Source organism: Gulosibacter sediminis, assembly GCF_023370115.1.
Lineage (GTDB): Bacteria > Actinomycetota > Actinomycetes > Actinomycetales > Microbacteriaceae > Gulosibacter > Gulosibacter sediminis_A.
This window is the reverse complement of the sequence record NZ_CP097160.1, coordinates 1,881,746-1,898,031: the sequence shown is the minus strand read 5'-3', so window position 1 is coordinate 1,898,031 and position 16,286 is coordinate 1,881,746. Positions and strand designations below refer to the sequence as shown.

The window sequence follows — 16,286 nt, the reverse complement described above, 5'->3', positions numbered from 1 at the left end:
CATGAACCAGCACGCCACCCTCAAGCGCACCTCGCGCATCGCGGCCGTCGCCGCGGTCGCCATGCTCGCCCTGACCGCCTGTTCGGGCGGCGGGGGCTCGACCGAGCCCGCGAGCGACGAGCTCTCGGGCCTCACCGGCGAGGTCGGCTCGAAGGACTTCGCCGAGCAGTACATCCTCGCCCACATGACCACCGAGCTGCTCAACCACCACGGCGCCGACCTCACCGCGAACACCGACCTCGTCGGCTCGACGAACGTGCGCCAGGCGCTCGAGAACGACCAGTTCATCGGCTACTGGGAGTACACCGGCACCGCGTGGATCACCTACCTCGGTAACACCGAGCCGGTGCAGGGCGTCGAGGCCCAGTTCGAGGCGATCAAGGAGGCCGACGCCGAGAACGGCATCGCCTGGCTCGACCCGGCCGACTTCAACAACACCTACGCGTTCGCGATTCGCGCCGAGAAGGCCGACGAACTCGGCATCACGAAGCTCAGCGAGATCGCCGCGCTGCCCGAAGAGGAGCAGACGTTCTGCATCGAGAGCGAGTTCTCGACGCGCGACGACGGCTGGCCCGGCCTCTCGGAGGCGTACGGCATCGACGTGCCCGACAGCAATGTCGTCATGCTCGACACCGGGGTGATCTACACGGCCACCGCCGACGGCGCCGACTGCAACTTCGGCGAAGTCTTCGAGACCGACGGCCGCATCCCTGCCCTCAACCTCACCGTGCTCGAGGACGACCAGGAGTTCTTCCCGGCCTACCAGGGCGCATTCACGATGCAGCAGTCGATCCTCGACGAATACCCCGAGGTGGCGGATGTGCTGGCCGAGCTGACCCCGCTGCTCACCACCGAGGTCATGCAGGAACTCAACCAGCGCGTCGACGTCGACGGCGAAGAGCCGCAGGACGTCGCGATCGACTTCCTCACCGAGAACGGACTCATCTAGTGACGGCCCTGCAACTTGGCGAATCGTTCGTCGGTGAGGGCGTCAACGCGGCGCACATCAACACCGTGTTCGGCGACCGCGAGGGGCCCGCGGGCTCGGCCTGGGCCGGCGCCCTCGCCTCGCCGAGCGCGGGGCACGTGCCCTTCGTCGCGGTGCTCGCGCCCTCGCTGCCGGTGAAGCCCTTCACCCTCTTTGTCACGAAGTCGGCGCCCGCCGACGACGCGCACGGCAACCACATTTGGGGGCCGGCGCAGGCGGGCGTCGCGGCGGGCGTCGCCGACGCTGTCGCCGATGGCGTCATCGCCGAAGCCGAGGTCGACTCGACGGTCATCATCGCGGCCGTCTGGGTCAATCCGGGCGCCGACGACGCCGACACCGTCTACCAAAACAACCGCACCGCCACGCGCACCGCGCTGCGCAACGGCGCGACCCAGCTCCCAGCGCTCGGCGACGTACTCGCCGCCCGCGCGCATCCGAGCAACCCCTTCTATACCCCCGAAACGACGGCTGAGGAGCCTGAATGACCACTTCGGACCTGCCGGTGATCGGCTTTATCGGTCTCGGCAATATGGGTTCGGGCATGACCCGAAACATCCTGCGAGCGGGTTTCCCGCTCATCGTCACCGACGCGCGGCCCGAAGCGGCCGATGAACTGGTGGCGCGCGGCGCCACGTGGGCGGAAGACCCGCGCATGGTCGCCGCGAACAGCGACATCGTCATCACGATGCTGCCCACCCCGAAAATCGTCGACGCGGTCGCCCGCGGCGAGCACGGCATCCTGGCCGGCATTCGCGACGGCGGCACGTGGATCGACATGTCGACCTCGGTGCCGGAGGTGCTCGCCACGATTCGCGCCGAGTTCTTCGACCGCGGGCTCGTGCTCATCGACGCGCCGGTGAGCGGCATGTCGGTGGGCGCGGCGAACGGCACGCTGCAGATCTTCGTCGGCGCCGAGGCCGCCGAATTTGCGCGGGTGCGGCCCGTGCTCGAGGCGATGGGCGACCCCGAGCGCATCTTCCTCGTGGGCGGCGCCGGCGCCGGCTACGCCGTGAAGCTGCTCATCAACCAGCTCTGGTTTTCGCACCTCGTCGCAACGTCGGAGGTGCTCGCGATCGGGGCCTCGGCCGGTGTCGACCTCGGCGTGCTGCGGTCGGCGCTCATCGCGAGCCCGGCGCGCAGCAACTTTCTCGAGCAGGACGTGCTGTCGATCCTCAACCAGGGCGACTACGACGAGGGCTTCGCGATCACGCTCGCGTGCAAGGACCTCGGGCTGTCGATTGACCTCGCCCGCTCGGTGGGCGTGCCGGTCGAACTCTCGAGCCTCGTCGAACAGGTCTACCGGCGCGCGCTCGCCCAGTACGGGCCGACCGCGGGTGAGATGACGCCGTTCAAGCTCTACGAAGACCTCATGCGCCGCGAGCTTCGGCTGCCGCAGCTCGGCGAGCCGGTCGGCGCCGCCGGGCCGGGCACCGTGCACGAGACCGTGACCCTGACAGAAGGGCAGATGCCGCATGTCGCAGGCTGACCTCACCGACTTCTCGCTCGACCTCTTTTCGCTCGCGGGCAAGACCGCGCTCGTGACCGGCGGCAACACCGGGCTCGGGCAGGGCTTCACGGTCGCGCTCGCGAACGCCGGGGCGAACGTTTACGTGCCATCGGTGCTCGAGGATGCGGGGGAGACCGCCGCGCTCGTGCGCCCCGGCGGCGGCGAGGTGCGCTGCGCCGTCGCGAACCTTACCGACGAGGGCGTGCCCGAGCGGGTGATCGGCGAGTGCGTACGCGAGTTTGGGCAGCTGGATGTGCTGGTCAACTCGGCCGGCATCGTGCGGCTTGGCGGGGTGACCGAGTTCGGTCGGGCCGAGTGGGACCCGATGCTCGCGGTGAACCTCACGGCCGCGTTCGAGCTGAGCCACTTCGCGGCGAAGCACATGATTCCGCGCGGCAGCGGCAAGATCATCAACATCGCGTCGCTGTTCACCTTCCTCGGCGGGCTCGACTCGCCGGCCTACGCCGCGACGAAGCACGGCATCGCGGGTCTCACGAAGGCCTACGCCGACGAGCTCGGCGCCCACGGCATTCAGGTGAACGCGCTCGCGCCGGGCTACTTCGCGACGGCGATCACCGCCGAAACCCGTAGCAAGCCGGGCGAGAACCAGCGCATCCTCGACCGCATCCCGGCCGGGCGCTGGGGCGAGGTGCGCGACCTCATGGGCCCGCTCGTGTTTCTCGCGAGCGACGCCTCGAACTACGTCAACGGCCACGTGTTGTCGGTCGATGGCGGGTATCTCGTGCGGTAGGCGCATCCGTTCTTTTCTTCTTTACTTCCCAACTGTTTTCACTCAACTGCTCGACCCGAAATGGAGATCAACCATGGTGGCGTCCCGCGCTGACCTATCCGCCCCCGAGATCGTGACCGGCCTCGCCGAAATTCTCGGCGCATCCCAGCTCGACACCGACCGCGATACGCTTCGCGCCGCGAGCGTCGACCGCTTCAAGAAGTACTCGGCCGCGCACGGCATCTTCGACGGGCCGTTCCCGTCGGTGATCGCCTACGTGCGCTCGACCGACGACGTTGCGCGCGTGCTCGAGTTCGCGAAGGCGCACCGCATCAACGTCGTGCCGCGCACCGGGCGCACGGCGACCGAGGGCGGGCTCGAGACTGTCGTGGCCGACTCGATCGTGCTCGACGGCTCGCAGATGAACGAGATTCTCGACATTAACGAGACCGACATGACCGTGACGGTGCAGTGCGGCGTGCCGCTGCAGCACCTCGAGGACGTGCTGCGTGAGCGAGGCCTGACCACCGGCCACTCGCCGCAGTCGAAGCCGCTCGCGCAGTACGGCGGGCTCGTCGCGACGCGGTCGATCGGCCAGTTCTCGACGCTCTACGGCGGCATCGAAGACATGGTGCTCGGGCTCGAGGCGGTGTTCCCCGACACCGGCGTCGTGCGCATCAAGTCGGTGCCGCGGCGCGCTGCCGGGCCCGACATTCGCCACCTCGCGATCGGCAACGAGGGCGCGCTCGGCTTCATCACCGAGGTGACGATCAAGGTGTTCGCCTACCAGCCCGAGAACCTGCGGTTTCTCGGCTACCTCGTCGACTCGCTGCCGGTGGGCACCGAGGCGCTGCGCCGGGTCATCGTCGAGGGCTACCGGCCGTCGGTCGCGCGCGTGTACTCCGAAGAGGATGCGGGGCAGCACTTCTCGCACTTCGCCGACGGCAAGGCCGTGGTCGTGTTCGTGGCCGAGGGCCCGCGCGGGGTCGCCGATGCGACGGCCGCGGGCATCGAGGAGATCTTCGCCGAGGTGCCGCACGAGCGGGTCGACCCGGCGCTCATCGAGGCCTGGTTCGACGGGCTCAACTGGGGCCAGGACAAGATCGACGCCGAGGTCGAGCACATGCTCGAGCACCACGAGCTCGGCTACACGACCGAGGTCTCGGTGAACTGGAGCCAGGTGAAGAACCTGTTCGAGGCCGTGATGTCGCGCATCCGCACCGAGTTTCCGCGGGCCGCAGATCTCACGCTGCTCGGCGGCCACTCCTCGCACTCGTACCAGAGTGGCACGAACCTCTACTTCGTGTACGACTACCGCATTCAGGTCGAGCCGCGCGACGAGATCGCCGAGTACCACGTGCCGCTCAACGCGATCATCGTCGAGGAGGCGCTGCGCCACGGCGGATCGATGGTGCACCACCACGGCATCGGAAAGTACCGCACGCCGTGGACGCTCGAGGAGCACGGTTCGGCGTACGCGCTGCTCGAGGTGCTCAAGCGCGGGCTCGACTCCGAGGGGATCATGAACTTCGGCACGATTTATCCGGGGGTCGAGTGAGTCGTGGTGGGGTGAGCGAGGCTGGCGCGTCCGGGACGAACCCGGCCGGCGCGTTCGGGACGAACCCGGCTGGCGCATCCGCGGGTGGCCCGGGCTCCGCATCCAAACCGCTGATCGTCGGGATCGACTGCGGTTCGCAGTCGGCGAAGGTCACGGTGTTTCGGGGCGACGGCGAGGTGGTTGCGCAGGGGCGCGCGGCGCTGCAGCCGTATGTCGCCGGGGGCGCGGGCGAGTGGATGCACCCCGACGACGACGTGTGGGATGCGGTGGCGCGCGCGAGCCGGGCGGCGATGCATGAGCTGTCTGCGGATGCGGCGATTGCCGCCGTGGGGCTGTGCGGCATTCGCTTTTGCCGCGCGGTCTTGCGGCGCGACGGCACGCTCGCGCGGCCGATGATGAGTTGGATGGACGTGCGCGTCGGGCGTCCGCACGTCGCGGAGTCGGCCGACGAGTTCTTCGTGACGACATGCTCGGGGTACCTGACGCATCGGTTGACCGGGCAGGCGGTCGATACGGCCGGCAATTATCTCGGCGCGTGGCCGGTCGATGCCGCGCGGGGAGCGTGGCTGGGGGCGGATGCGCTCGCGGCCTTTGGGGTCGCGCGCGAGCAGCTGTTTGAGCTCGTGCAGCCGGGGGAGTCGCTGGGTTTTGTGACGGCTGCTGCTTCGGCGGCGACCGGGCTTCCCGCTGGCGTCGCAGTGTTCGCGACGTCGAACGACAAGGCGGTCGAGGCGCTCGGGGCTGGGCTCGCGGATACGGGGGCCGCGCTCGTGTCGCTCGGGACGTACGTGACGGGCATGGTCGTCGGCGACGCGTTTGCGCCCGATGGCGACGCGTTCTGGGTGAACGCGGCGGCGGAGCCTGGCCGTTTCTTGTTTGAGTCGGAGGGCATTCGCCGGGGCATGTGGACGGTGAGCTGGCTGCGCGACCTCTTCGGCGACGCCGACGAGGAGTCGCTGACGCGGCTCGCGGCGGATGCACCGGTCGGCTCGGGCGGGCTCGTGGCGGTGCTCGACTGGCTGGCGCCGGATGCGCATCCCGAGTGGCGCGGGGCGTTCATCGGCTTCGACGGTTCGCAGCATCGCGGCGAGCTGTTTCGGGCGGTGCTCGAGGCGATCGCGTTCACGATGCACCGCAACGTGGTCGCTGCGGCGTTGGAGCTGGGGCGGCCGGTCGACAGCGTGATTCTGAGCGGCGGCGGGGCGAAGAACCCGCTGCTCGTGGAACTTTTCGCGGCGCTGTTTGGCGTGTCGGTGCGGGTGCCCGAGCTGACCGACTCGGCCGGGCTCGGTGCCGCGATGTGCGCGGCCGTCGGCAGCGGCATCCACCCCGACTTTGCGGCGGCCACTTCGGCGATGGTGCGCTGGGGCAGCGTCACGCCCCCCGACCCGACGCTCGCGTCGGCCTACGCCCCCCTCGCGCTCCACCACGCCCACCTCACGACAGGCTTACGCGCTCTCCTCTCAGAGGGTTGAGTGGTCGTTTTTTGTAGTTCTGGCGGTGGCGGGTTCGTGGGGTGAGTGCAATTCCCTGAAGTTCAGGGAGTTGGTATGTATCCACTGGCGTACCGCGTACGCGTGATCGAGTTGGTGCTGGACGGGATCCCGGCACGGTCCCGGGCACTGCGACAGCAGTGTCCGGGCCTGGGCATGGCAACGTTGTCGCGTTGGCTTCGATGGGCAGGAGTACGCATGCAACAAGGACGACCAAGCGCGACCCGCTCCCCGGTCGTGTTCCCCACCCCGCTCGACCCGGACACGCTCCCGCCGACCGGGCACGGGCGCCGCCTCCAACTCGGCGACCGGATGCTGATCCAGCTCGGCCTGGAACAAGGCCTGTCCCAGGCCCGGATCGCGAAGCTGATCGGGTTCTCCCCGGCAACCGTGTCCAGAGAAATCCGTCGCTCCCAGCTCACGCTCGACACGAGCGGGACGACACAACACCAGTACAGCGCCAAGTTGGCGCAGTACCGTGCAGAACATGCCCGCGCCCGCCCGAAACCCCGCAAACTCGACACGAACACGCCGTTACGGGACGTGGTCATCGGCTACCTCAACAAGAAATGGTCCCCGCCCCAGATCGCCGCGCGCCTGCCGGTCGTGTTCCCGGAGAATGCGGCCATGAGGATCAGTCACGAAGCGATCTATCAAGCCTTGTACGTCCAAGGCACGAGCGGGCTGCGCCACGAACTCACCGTCGCGCAAGCACTACGGTCGGGCCGCACCGGCCGCAAACCTCAATCGAAACTCCCTCCACGCAACTCCCGGCCGTGGCTGGACGGATACCGGCTCGCGGACCGCGACGAGCAACTCGCGGCCGAACACGCCGGCCGCGCGGTACCCGGGCATTGGGAGGGCGACCTCGTGGTCGGGCCGAACAATTCCGGGATCGTGACATTGATGGAACGCGCGAGTCGGGTGTGCCTGATCGGCCGACTCCCCGGAGCGCGGGACTCGCAGACCGTGATCGATGTGCTCACGAGCATGGTCGAACGACTCCCGGCCGCGGTGCGCGCGTCAGTGACGTGGGACCAGGGCACGGAAATGGCGCAGCATCGACAGTTCACGGTCGCGACCGGATGCCCCGTGTTCTTCTGCGATCCGCACTCGCCATGGCAGCGGCCAAGTAACGAGAACTTGAATGGCCAATTGCGGTGGGACTTCCCGAAGGGCACTGACTTCAACACGATCACGGACCAGGAACTCCAAGCCGTTCAAGACAGTCTGAACTCCCGGCCCCGTGTCGTGTTGCAGGGCTACACGCCAGCTGAAAGACTCCAACAACTCATCGATGGAGTTGCACTCACCGACTGAACACCCCAGTGCCAGTACCACAAAAAACGACCACTCAACCCCCTGAGGTGACGGGACGGGCGGCGAAATTGGGGTGAATAGGCGCGGGCAGGAGTTCTACAATTTTTCCGTGAGCACTTCGATTACCCAACTCCGCGAACTCGCGAAACTCGAACGCGAAAGCAAGATCGAGCGCCGTGTTCGCGCGGGCGAAGACCCGGCGCACGTCGTCGCCGAGGAGCCAGGCGTCGATGAACTCACTGTTCTTATGTTGCGCGACGAAGCCCTCGAAGAGCAGGGACTTCACGCCGAATATCAGCTCGCGCGGCTTGCTGCGCAGACGCGCCAGGACGGAGCCGCCCAGCTCGGCACGACTGCCGACGGCATCGACGCGAAGCTGTTCCGACAGATCGCGCAGCGGCATCCGAGCCTGTCGCGTGCCGTCTGGACGTTGCTTGGCGACGTCGATCACCGCGGCGCTCCGGAAGGGTCGTAGGCGCGCGTTTCGGCGGGCGATAGGGCCGGGCATTCGCCGCAACTGGCTGGGCGAAGCCGCTGGCGAGCTGTCGGCGCATCCCGCTGAAACTTACCGCCGCATCCAGCAATGAGCGCGGCCGTGGAGGTCGCAGCCAGCTGAGGCCCCGGATCCCGTTGAAAACTCGCGGGAAGTTTTTTTACTTGCAGCGGAATGCAATTCTCGGCTCGGTGGTTACCGTCTGTGGACCAGGCATCACCGCCACAGAAGGAGTTCCCGCATGACCATCGCAGTATTCGGCGCAACCGGCCAGCTCGGCGCACACATCATCGACTCGCTCATCGCTCGCGGCACCGACGCCGGCACCATCCGCGCCCTCGGCCGCAACACCGAGCGACTCGCCGAACTTGCCGCGAAGGGCGTGGAGACGGCCCAGGTCGACCTCGATGACGCCGCTGCGGTTGCTCCCGCGCTCGAGGGCGCCGAGACGGTCGTGCTTGTCTCGACGAGCGTTCCCGGACAGCGCATGCCGCAGCACACCAACGCGATCAACGGCGCGAAGGGGGCCGGCGTGCAGCACCTCGTCTACACCTCGCTGCTTCGCGCCGACACGTCGGAGCTCGCGCTCGCGGCCGAGCACGTCGCGACCGATCAGCTCATTGCCGAGTCGGGCATCCCGGCCACGATTCTGCGCAACGGCTGGTACACCGAGAACCACCAGCGGGACTTCGAGATCGGCCGCTCGGGCACCATCGCGAACAGCGTCGGCGATGCCAAGCTCGCCACCGCGAGCCGCGCCGACTACGCCGAGGCCGCCGCGGTCGTGGCCGCCGACGCGAGCCACGCGGGCAAGACCTACGAGCTCGCCGGCGACGACGCCTGGACCTTCGCCGACTTCGCCGCGGTCGAGGCGGATGTGCTCGGCCAGCCCGTCGCCTACCAGGCGATCTCGGCCGATGAAGACCGCGCGCAGCTGCTGGCCGCGGGCCTCGACGAGGGCAGCGCCGGCTTTGTTGCCGGCATGAACCAGGCGATCGCCGGCGGCGCGCTCGACAGCTCGTCGCGCGAGCTGTCGCAGCTCATCGGCCGCCCGACGACGCCGCTGCGCGACGTGCTCGCCGCCTGGGTGTAGCGCTCGGGTAGGGCTTCGGGTCGCCCCGTCTCGCTTGGTTGCGAGGCGGGGCGGCGTTGAGTTTCCGGGCGGATGCGCGGGGCCGGATCGGAGGCGACGCCGCTGGCTTCAGGCCAGCGCGGCGCGGAGTTGCTCGCTCGACAAAGCTCGGTCGGCGTAGATCAAGCGGATCGCGTTCGGGTCGGGATTGCCGGCGTCTGGGCCTCGGTGCTGCAGCGTTAGTCCGCATTTTTCGGCGACCCGGGCGCTCGCATGGTTGTGCTCCAACAGATAGGCGACCATGGGCAGGTCTGGGTTGACCTGCATCGCGCGACGAATTGCCACCATCGAAACGCGGGTGGCGATGCCGCGTCCCTGTGCCTCGACCGAGAGCCGGTATCCCAGGTTCCAGAAGGCTCTGCGCCGCACGGAGCAGCCGACGTGCCCGAGGACAGCTCCGGTGGTTGCGTCGCGAACGATCCACGCGGCCCGGCCGTCGCGTTGCCATGCATCGATCCATGAGCTGACCTTGGCCGCGGTGGTTTCGAGGTTCGTGTGTCGGCCGGAGGGGAGGTGCCCCCAAACTCGCGGATCTCCATAGATTTCGTGAATCGCTTGGACGTCGCGCAGTGCCGGTGGGTCGAGCCGAATGTCGTCGAGATCCGACGTGGCAGCAAGCTCCTCACCCATGAGTCGAATATATAGCTCGGCAGTACCGCGACCCCGTCGTGTGGCATGCACGCGCGCTGGTCCAGCTGCGTTGGGGCGTGCGCCGGTGGGGCATGCATTTGATTTCTCGGGCGGAGGCGGCAGGCATGTGCGGAACGGGATGCCCGGCTAGCTCGGTCGTCGGCCAGAGGATCTTGCTCACCGTGACTCCGAGGCGCCTCGGTCGTGTCGGTTGCTCGGGTGACAATGAGTTCGTAGTAGGAAACCGGTGTCCACAGGGGTCAGCGGTAGGCGCGAGAAATCGCGAACCTGGGAGCCAGCTTCGAACATACATACTAAACATATTGACTTGCCGCGTGTATCTCGTAGAATAAAAGTACGCACTGATGCAGTCGCCCGAGGAGGTGATTCCGATGTCCGTCTCCAATTTTTCTGACTTCTCGTTCGCCGACCACTCCCACGCGGGCCGCCTGCGCACGAAGTTCACCGAGTTAATGGGGTCGTGGGAATCCCTCACCCACGGGCGCGGTTCGTCGGAAGACCTCGCGTACTCGTTGACCGCGGCGGATGACGCCGACGTCATCGACTTCCTCCAGCACCTTGGCGCGCTGCAGCGCCAGCTGGGTGCAGCGGTCGCGGTGGTCGCGAACGAGGTCGCGGTGCGCTCCGACGTGACGCGGGGCGAGGACGCGTTGGCGCGCCGCCACGGCTGCCGCGACGCGGGTGATCTCGTTGCCGAGAGCCTGCGCACCGAGAAGCGTGATGCCGACGCGTATGTACGTATTGGGAAGGACGTCGTTGGCCAAGAACGCTGGAATGGTGAGCGTGATGTGCCGCGGGCGCCGCATGTCGCGGGCGCGCTGCAAGCGGGCGAACTCGGCATCGCGCACGCGAACGAGATCGTGAAACTCCGCCGCCGCATGGCACCGCGCGTGCTTGAGGAAGAACTCGCGGAGGGGGAGCGGGAGATTGTGGAGGTCGCGAAGAGCGGCATGCGTCTGCCCGATTTCCGGAAAGTCGAGGCCCGACTCGAGGCGCAACTCGACCCCGACGGGCTGGAGCCGTCGTTCCGGAAGCAGCGGCGGGAGCGTTCGGTGAAGATGCACACCAACCCTGACACGGGCATGTTGCATGTGAAGGCGAAGCTTGACCCGGAGTCGGGCATGTATGTGGCGAAGTTCTTCGAGTCGTACACGACGAACGCGCTGCGTACCTCGCGGGGCCACAATGTGAAGGGCGACCCCGAACTCCCGACCGATGGTGAGGTCGCGGGGTCGACGGTGATGTTCCGTCCGACCGGCGGCGGGGAGCCGGTCGCGGTCGACGACGGTGCTGAGCCGGTTGCGGTCGACGATGGTACTGCGCCGGTTGCGGTGGAGCAGGACACGCGGTCGATTGCGCAGATGCAGGCCGACGCGCTCGTTGAGGCCTGCAAGCACCTCCTGGGGTGCGACCAGGACGAGGTGCCCGGGGTGACGACGACGGTGCTGATTCGGATGCATGCCGACGGCCTGCGAGACCGCCTCACGGGCAAGGGCGAGGCAGCCGAGTCCGAGGCTGGGGCGATGTTGGACGCGGGCAACCTGCGTCGTCGGGCGGCGGCGGCGAACATCATTCCCGTCGTGCTCGGTGGCGACAGTGAAGTGCTCGACCTGGGTCGGGAGCACCGGCACTTCTCGCGGGCGCAGCGCCTCGCGCTGGTCGAGCGCGATGGCGGGTGCGCGTTCTGTGGCCTGCCGCCCGGGATGACGGAGGCGCACCATATTGAGTGGTGGAAAGCCCACGACGGCACCACGGATCTCGATAACGGGATCTTGTTATGTACCTCGTGTCATCACCGGGTGCATGAGGGGTGGGATGTCCGGATCACGCACGAGCCCGGACCCCCGGAACAAGTCGCGCGTGAAAAGTCGCGGGGTGGTGGCACGGTGTGGTTCATCCCGCCCGAGCATCTGGATTGGACGCAGGAGCCGCGCCTTGGCGGGCGCAAACGCTTCGACATCGGGTACCGGTTCGAGCATCCACCGACCCCGCTACCCGAGACCGTCGGGCGCGGCTGGTAACACCGGGGGAGAACTCCGCCTCGAGCAGCATGCCGCTGCGCATTTGGGGCCCGCACCGTCGATCGGTGCGGGCCCCACTTACGTCAGTCGTCGAGCAGTGCCGCCGCGAACATCGGCCGCGCCACATCCCACGAGGAAGGGTGGAACATGCCGGCCAGCGCATCCCGATACAGGCGATTCAACTCGGTCCCGTTGTCGAAGCCTCGGCCGCCCGCGCATCGATACGCCGCCTCAACGCTCGACCGCGCGGCCTCGGTGGCGTTGAGCTTCGCGCTCACGAACTTCCGTGGCCAGGCGCGACCGTGGTCGACCAACTCATCGAACTCGCGCGTATACGTTTCCAACTGCGCGGGCACGGCCTCGAGCTGCATCGCCGCATCCGCGAGCCGAACCCGAAACTCCGGAATCTCCGCGAAGCTCGACTCGGCCTTCGCCGACGACTTGCCGCGCAGCGCCGCCGCACCGACCTCGAGCGCCCGCGCCGCGAGCCCCGCGTACACCGACGCAATCAGCAATTGGAAATTCGCGTTGATCGCGAACGGCAGCGAGTCGGGGTTCAACCCATCGGGCAACCGCCGCACGACCCGATCGGCGCGCAGCGGCACCGCATCCAGCTTCGTCGAGCGGCTCTGCGTCGCGCGCATGCCCATCGGATCCCAGTGCGACGACACCGAAATGCCATCCTCGGACCGATCGACCACGCCGTACACGATCGTCGCGTCCTCGGCACCCGAAACATCCTTGCCGTGCGTGATGAGCCGCGTCCACACCGGCGACAACGAGGTGAAGATCTTCGTGCCGGTCAGCAGATATCCGCCGTCGGGCTGGGGCGCCGCCTCGGTATTCGAGCTGTACAGCACCCAGTCGTTGCCGGCCTCGCTGATGCCGAACGCGTACACCTCGTCGGCCGCCGCATCCTCGAGCACGAACTGCAGCGAGCGGTCATCGCGCTCAAACAGGGCGCGGGCAACGCCCGTGCACACGAGGTGCATGTTGATGCCGAGCGCGGTTGCCGGCGCCGCCGTCGCGAGCCGCTGCTGCAACCGCGACACCTCATTCAGCGAGAGCCCCGGGCCGCCCAACTCCTCGGGCACGAACAGGCGCAGGTATCCGGCGTCGCGCAGCTCCTCGAAGTCCTCGGCGAAGAAGCGATTCTCGCGGTCGTATTCGTCGGCACGGACTCGGAAACGCTCAAGGCGTTCCTGCGGCAGATACCGCTCGGCCAGCTCGGCATGGCGCGCTTCACGATCAGACAATTTGGCCCCTCTTCCTCAACAGACTCATCGCTTTACAAATTCAGTGTCCGTCCGCGTCGGCGGCGCGCAGCAGCACGGCGCCGTTGTGGCCGCCGAATCCGAACGAGGTCGACAGCACGCTCGCCACGGCGGCCTGGCGGGGCGACGTCACGACATCAAGCTGCGGAAACGCCGACTCGTCGAGGTTCAGGGTCGGCGGCAGCACGCCGTCGCGCATTGTCTGCACGGCCAACACTGCCTCGAGCACGCCGGATGCGCCGAGCAGGTGCCCGGTCGACGACTTGGTTGCCGAGATGGGCAGCCCGGCGAGCGAATCGCCAAAGACTCGCTCGAACGTGAGCGCCTCCATCTCGTCGTTCAGCTTCGTGCCGGTGCCGTGCGCGTTGATGTGCTCCACCTCGCCGGGCCGTACGCCGGCGTCGGCGAGACACGCCTGCACCGCCGCGATTGCGCCCCGAGCCTCGGGATGCGGTGCCGTCGGGTGGTGGGCATCCGACGCCGCGCCGAACCCGGCGAGCTCGGCGAGTGGCCGCCCGCCGCGGGCGAGCACGGCATCCTTCGACTCGAGCAAAATCGCGGCCGCGCCCTGCGCCATGACGAATCCGCTCCGACCTGCATCGAACGGGCGACTCGCGGTCTCGGGCGCGTCCTCGTAGCCGCTCGCGAGGGCGCGCAGGTTCGCGTTCGACGACAGGTTGATGGGGTTGAGGCAGTCCTCGTATCCGACGACCAGCACCGTGTCGGCATAGCCGTGACGGATGCGCCGCAGCCCCTCGCCGAGCGCCATCGCGCCGCTCGCGCAGGTTGCCGAGATGGCGCCGCCCGCGCCGAGAGCGCCGTATCGTTCGCTGAGCAGGGCGGATGCGGCGTCGGGAGCCCCGTGCATCGCGAGCGCCGCCGGCACCGCGCGTGGCCCGGCCTCGGCGATCGCGATGGTCGCGTTCTGCATCGCCTCCACGGGGCCCGATCCGGTCGCCGCGATCACCGAGAAGCCGTACTCGCTGCCGGCGGGCATCGGCGGGTCGGCCTGCGCCATCGCCTCGTCGGCGGCAGCGATCGCCCAAAGCAGCACATCCGAAAGACGGCGAGCCTCGCGCGGCGGCAGCAGCTTCGAGCCGTCGAAGCCGCGCACCTGCCCGCCGATGCGCACCCGCAACTTGTCGAACACGTCGCCCTCGAGGCGCGTGATCGCCGATTGCCCCTCGCGCACGCTCTGCCACGTCGTTTCCGCGCTCCGCCCGCTCGGCGTCACCGCACCGACGCCGGTCACGACGACCTCGCGCCGCCCGACCGACGCCGCAGCGCGCCGCCCTCTCCGCGTGTCACTCATCACCGCACCGCCTCGCTGGCCGCGTCGATGACGGCTGTCTCGCCGGTCGTGTTCGGGACGGCCGCCACCCCGGCCTTAGCGACACCGGCGCGCCTGCCGATGCCGAGCATCCGCGTCGCGCTCATAGCCGCACCGCCTCGCCGCCGGCAACCAGCTCGGCCGTCGCCGCGCGGCGAACCTTGCCGCCGACGGTGCGCGGTAGCTCGCCAACGCGATATACGCGACGCGGCACGAACTGCGGCGCCAAGCGCTCGCGGGCATACGCGAGCACCGTCGCCTTGTCTGGCGCATCCGCCCCCTCGAGCACGAGCGCAATGACGCTGCCGAGACTCGCGTCGGGCGCCGAGACGGCGCACACCGCATCCGCGCCGGGCAGCAGCTCAAACGCTCGCTCGACCTCGGGCAGTGACACCTTGTGCCCGCCCGTCACGACAATGTCGCCGGCCCGCCCGAGCAACTCGAGCTGCCGTCCGCGAAGCCGTGCCTGATCGTGCACCGTCGCCCAGCCCTCGGTGTCGCGCAGCTGCTCGTCGGTGGTCGCGGGCAGGTAGCCGTCGGAGCAGGCGTCGGCGCGAATCCAGAGCTCGCCGATCTCGCCGTCGGGCAGCACGTCGCCGAGCGGCCCGCGCACCTGCGCCTCGATGCCGTCGTAGAGCGTGATCGCCGTGCCGTCGCCGCCGCGACTGTCGCCGATGAACCCGATCTCAGCGGCGCCGTAGTAGCTCACGAGTCGGGCACCGGGCAGCGCCCCGGCAACGGCAGAACGGATGCGCGCCGACAGGTTCGCGCCGCCGGCCACCAGCAGCTCGACCCCGGCAAAACGCTCGGGGGAGCGGCGGGCGACGAGCGCGAGCGACTCGATCACCGCCGGCACCGCGACGACCCGCGTGACGCCCTCGTCGGCGATGCGGCGCGAGGCGGCGAGCGCGTCAAAGGTATCCGCGACGTGGCAGGATCCGCCCGACGCGAGGCACTCGACCAGCGCGTACAGCGTCAGCGAATAGCTCAGCGGCCCGGGCGCGAGCGTCGCGACGCCCGGCAGCGGCTCGAGGTAGGCGCTCGACACGGCGAAGTTCGCGCGGTACTGCGCCCGCGTCTTCAAGAAGGCCTTCGGATTGCTCGTCGTGCCCGAAGAAAACAGCATCAGGAACGGCTCGTCGCCCGCCCGCACCGACGGCGCCCCGGCCGGCGGCAGCTTGCGCTCAAGCCGACGAAACTCGTCGAGCGAAACCTGCGCACCGGCCCAGCCGGCGCGTGCGAGGGCGTCGCGCAGCGCATCCGAGTCGCTCACGAGCACCGAGATGCCGGTGCCGAGCACGACGCGCACCTGATGCTCGAGCGGCCAGCGTGGATCGATCGTCGCCGAAACACAGCCAAACCCCGCGAGCCCCGCGATGATGCGCGCCGTGTGGAACGCGTCGGTGCTGCTCACCGCCACGACCGGCTGGGCGCGGGCATCGACGTGATCGACGCCCGAACGCTCGCTCGGTTCCGCTGCCGGGGTCTCGTCGACAAGCTGAAGGCCCGACGGCGACTCAGCGCGGCCGGGCAACTCGCGCGACCGCAAGCGAACGCTCACTGGCGGATGCGCATCCCTCAGGTGCTCGACGACGGCGCGCACGCGACGGCCGTCTTCGGCGAGTTCGCCATAGGTAATGCGTGCCTCAGCACCAACGATCGCGAGCCGCTCGGGATGCGCTTGCGCGACCTCGAGGATTTTGCCGGTAATCGGCACCCGTGACCTCCTGGAATCGCCCCGCGCGGTCGCCGCAACGGGCACCGCACAAACCATCACTGTATCCCTGTG

General features: G+C 68.6%; 15 protein-coding genes. 9 read left to right on the top strand and 6 right to left on the bottom strand.

Annotated elements, in window-relative coordinates; genetic code table 11:
* The first annotated feature begins 1 nt into the window (after position 1).
* The 7 genes from M3M28_RS08765 (at position 2) to M3M28_RS08735 (ending at position 7,596) form a co-directional block, all read left to right on the top strand.
* The gene (locus M3M28_RS08765) at positions 2 to 949 is read left to right on the top strand and encodes a glycine betaine ABC transporter substrate-binding protein (protein ID WP_249386097.1); all 948 of its coding nucleotides are present in this window, start codon (positions 2 to 4) and stop codon (positions 947 to 949) included.
* Positions 949 to 1,473, top strand: a complete 525-nt coding sequence (gene fae / locus M3M28_RS08760; protein ID WP_249386096.1) for a formaldehyde-activating enzyme — start codon at positions 949 to 951, stop codon at positions 1,471 to 1,473. Before M3M28_RS08765 ends, fae begins: the two co-directional genes overlap by 1 nt.
* A complete protein-coding gene (locus M3M28_RS08755; RefSeq protein ID WP_249386095.1) occupies positions 1,470 to 2,474 on the top strand; it encodes an NAD(P)-dependent oxidoreductase in 1,005 nt (334 codons plus the stop codon). The genes fae and M3M28_RS08755 overlap by 4 nt, the downstream gene beginning before the upstream one ends.
* The gene (locus M3M28_RS08750; RefSeq protein ID WP_249386094.1) at positions 2,461 to 3,246 is read left to right on the top strand and encodes an SDR family oxidoreductase; all 786 of its coding nucleotides are present in this window, start codon (positions 2,461 to 2,463) and stop codon (positions 3,244 to 3,246) included. The genes M3M28_RS08755 and M3M28_RS08750 overlap by 14 nt, the downstream gene beginning before the upstream one ends.
* 73 nt (positions 3,247 to 3,319) lie before the next feature.
* The gene (locus tag M3M28_RS08745; protein WP_249386093.1) at positions 3,320 to 4,783 is read left to right on the top strand and encodes an FAD-binding oxidoreductase; all 1,464 of its coding nucleotides are present in this window, start codon (positions 3,320 to 3,322) and stop codon (positions 4,781 to 4,783) included.
* 11 nt (positions 4,784 to 4,794) lie between these two features.
* Entirely contained in the window at positions 4,795 to 6,258 is a 1,464-nt protein-coding gene (locus M3M28_RS08740) for an FGGY-family carbohydrate kinase (protein WP_249386092.1), read from the top strand.
* 75 nt (positions 6,259 to 6,333) lie between these two features.
* Entirely contained in the window at positions 6,334 to 7,596 is a 1,263-nt protein-coding gene (locus tag M3M28_RS08735) for an IS30 family transposase (protein ID WP_431193840.1), read from the top strand.
* 34 nt (positions 7,597 to 7,630) lie between these two features.
* On the opposite strand, the gene M3M28_RS08730 is transcribed toward M3M28_RS08735, so the two are convergent.
* On the bottom strand, positions 7,631 to 8,047 hold the full coding sequence (locus M3M28_RS08730; protein ID WP_249386090.1) for a hypothetical protein: 417 nt from the start codon (positions 8,045 to 8,047) through the stop codon (positions 7,631 to 7,633).
* Positions 8,048 to 8,330: 283 nt separating this feature from the next.
* Here M3M28_RS08730 and M3M28_RS08725 point away from each other — a divergent pair, with 283 nt between their 5' ends.
* On the top strand, positions 8,331 to 9,182 hold the full coding sequence (locus tag M3M28_RS08725) for an NmrA family NAD(P)-binding protein (protein ID WP_249386089.1): 852 nt from the start codon (positions 8,331 to 8,333) through the stop codon (positions 9,180 to 9,182).
* 108 nt (positions 9,183 to 9,290) lie between these two features.
* On the opposite strand, the gene M3M28_RS08720 is transcribed toward M3M28_RS08725, so the two are convergent.
* Positions 9,291 to 9,851, bottom strand: a complete 561-nt coding sequence (locus tag M3M28_RS08720; protein WP_249386088.1) for a GNAT family N-acetyltransferase — start codon at positions 9,849 to 9,851, stop codon at positions 9,291 to 9,293.
* A gap of 392 nt (positions 9,852 to 10,243) precedes the next feature.
* Here M3M28_RS08720 and M3M28_RS08715 point away from each other — a divergent pair, with 392 nt between their 5' ends.
* On the top strand, positions 10,244 to 11,893 hold the full coding sequence (locus M3M28_RS08715; RefSeq protein ID WP_249386087.1) for an HNH endonuclease: 1,650 nt from the start codon (positions 10,244 to 10,246) through the stop codon (positions 11,891 to 11,893).
* Between the two features lie 83 nt (positions 11,894 to 11,976).
* On the opposite strand, the gene M3M28_RS08710 is transcribed toward M3M28_RS08715, so the two are convergent.
* The 4 genes from M3M28_RS08710 to M3M28_RS08700 are packed head-to-tail and all read right to left on the bottom strand — an operon-like array spanning position 11,977 to position 16,214.
* Complete coding sequence (locus tag M3M28_RS08710; protein WP_249386086.1) at positions 11,977 to 13,149, bottom strand: acyl-CoA dehydrogenase family protein; 1,173 nt, start codon at positions 13,147 to 13,149, stop codon at positions 11,977 to 11,979.
* A gap of 40 nt (positions 13,150 to 13,189) precedes the next feature.
* Positions 13,190 to 14,479 (bottom strand): beta-ketoacyl-[acyl-carrier-protein] synthase family protein, encoded by a 1,290-nt coding sequence (locus M3M28_RS08705; protein WP_249386085.1) that lies wholly within the window; start codon positions 14,477 to 14,479, stop codon positions 13,190 to 13,192.
* Positions 14,479 to 14,604 (bottom strand): hypothetical protein, encoded by a 126-nt coding sequence (locus M3M28_RS12735; RefSeq protein ID WP_283255700.1) that lies wholly within the window; start codon positions 14,602 to 14,604, stop codon positions 14,479 to 14,481. Before M3M28_RS12735 ends, M3M28_RS08705 begins: the two co-directional genes overlap by 1 nt.
* On the bottom strand, positions 14,601 to 16,214 hold the full coding sequence (locus M3M28_RS08700; protein ID WP_249386084.1) for a class I adenylate-forming enzyme family protein: 1,614 nt from the start codon (positions 16,212 to 16,214) through the stop codon (positions 14,601 to 14,603). The genes M3M28_RS12735 and M3M28_RS08700 overlap by 4 nt, the downstream gene beginning before the upstream one ends.
* Positions 16,215 to 16,286 lie beyond the last annotated feature (72 nt).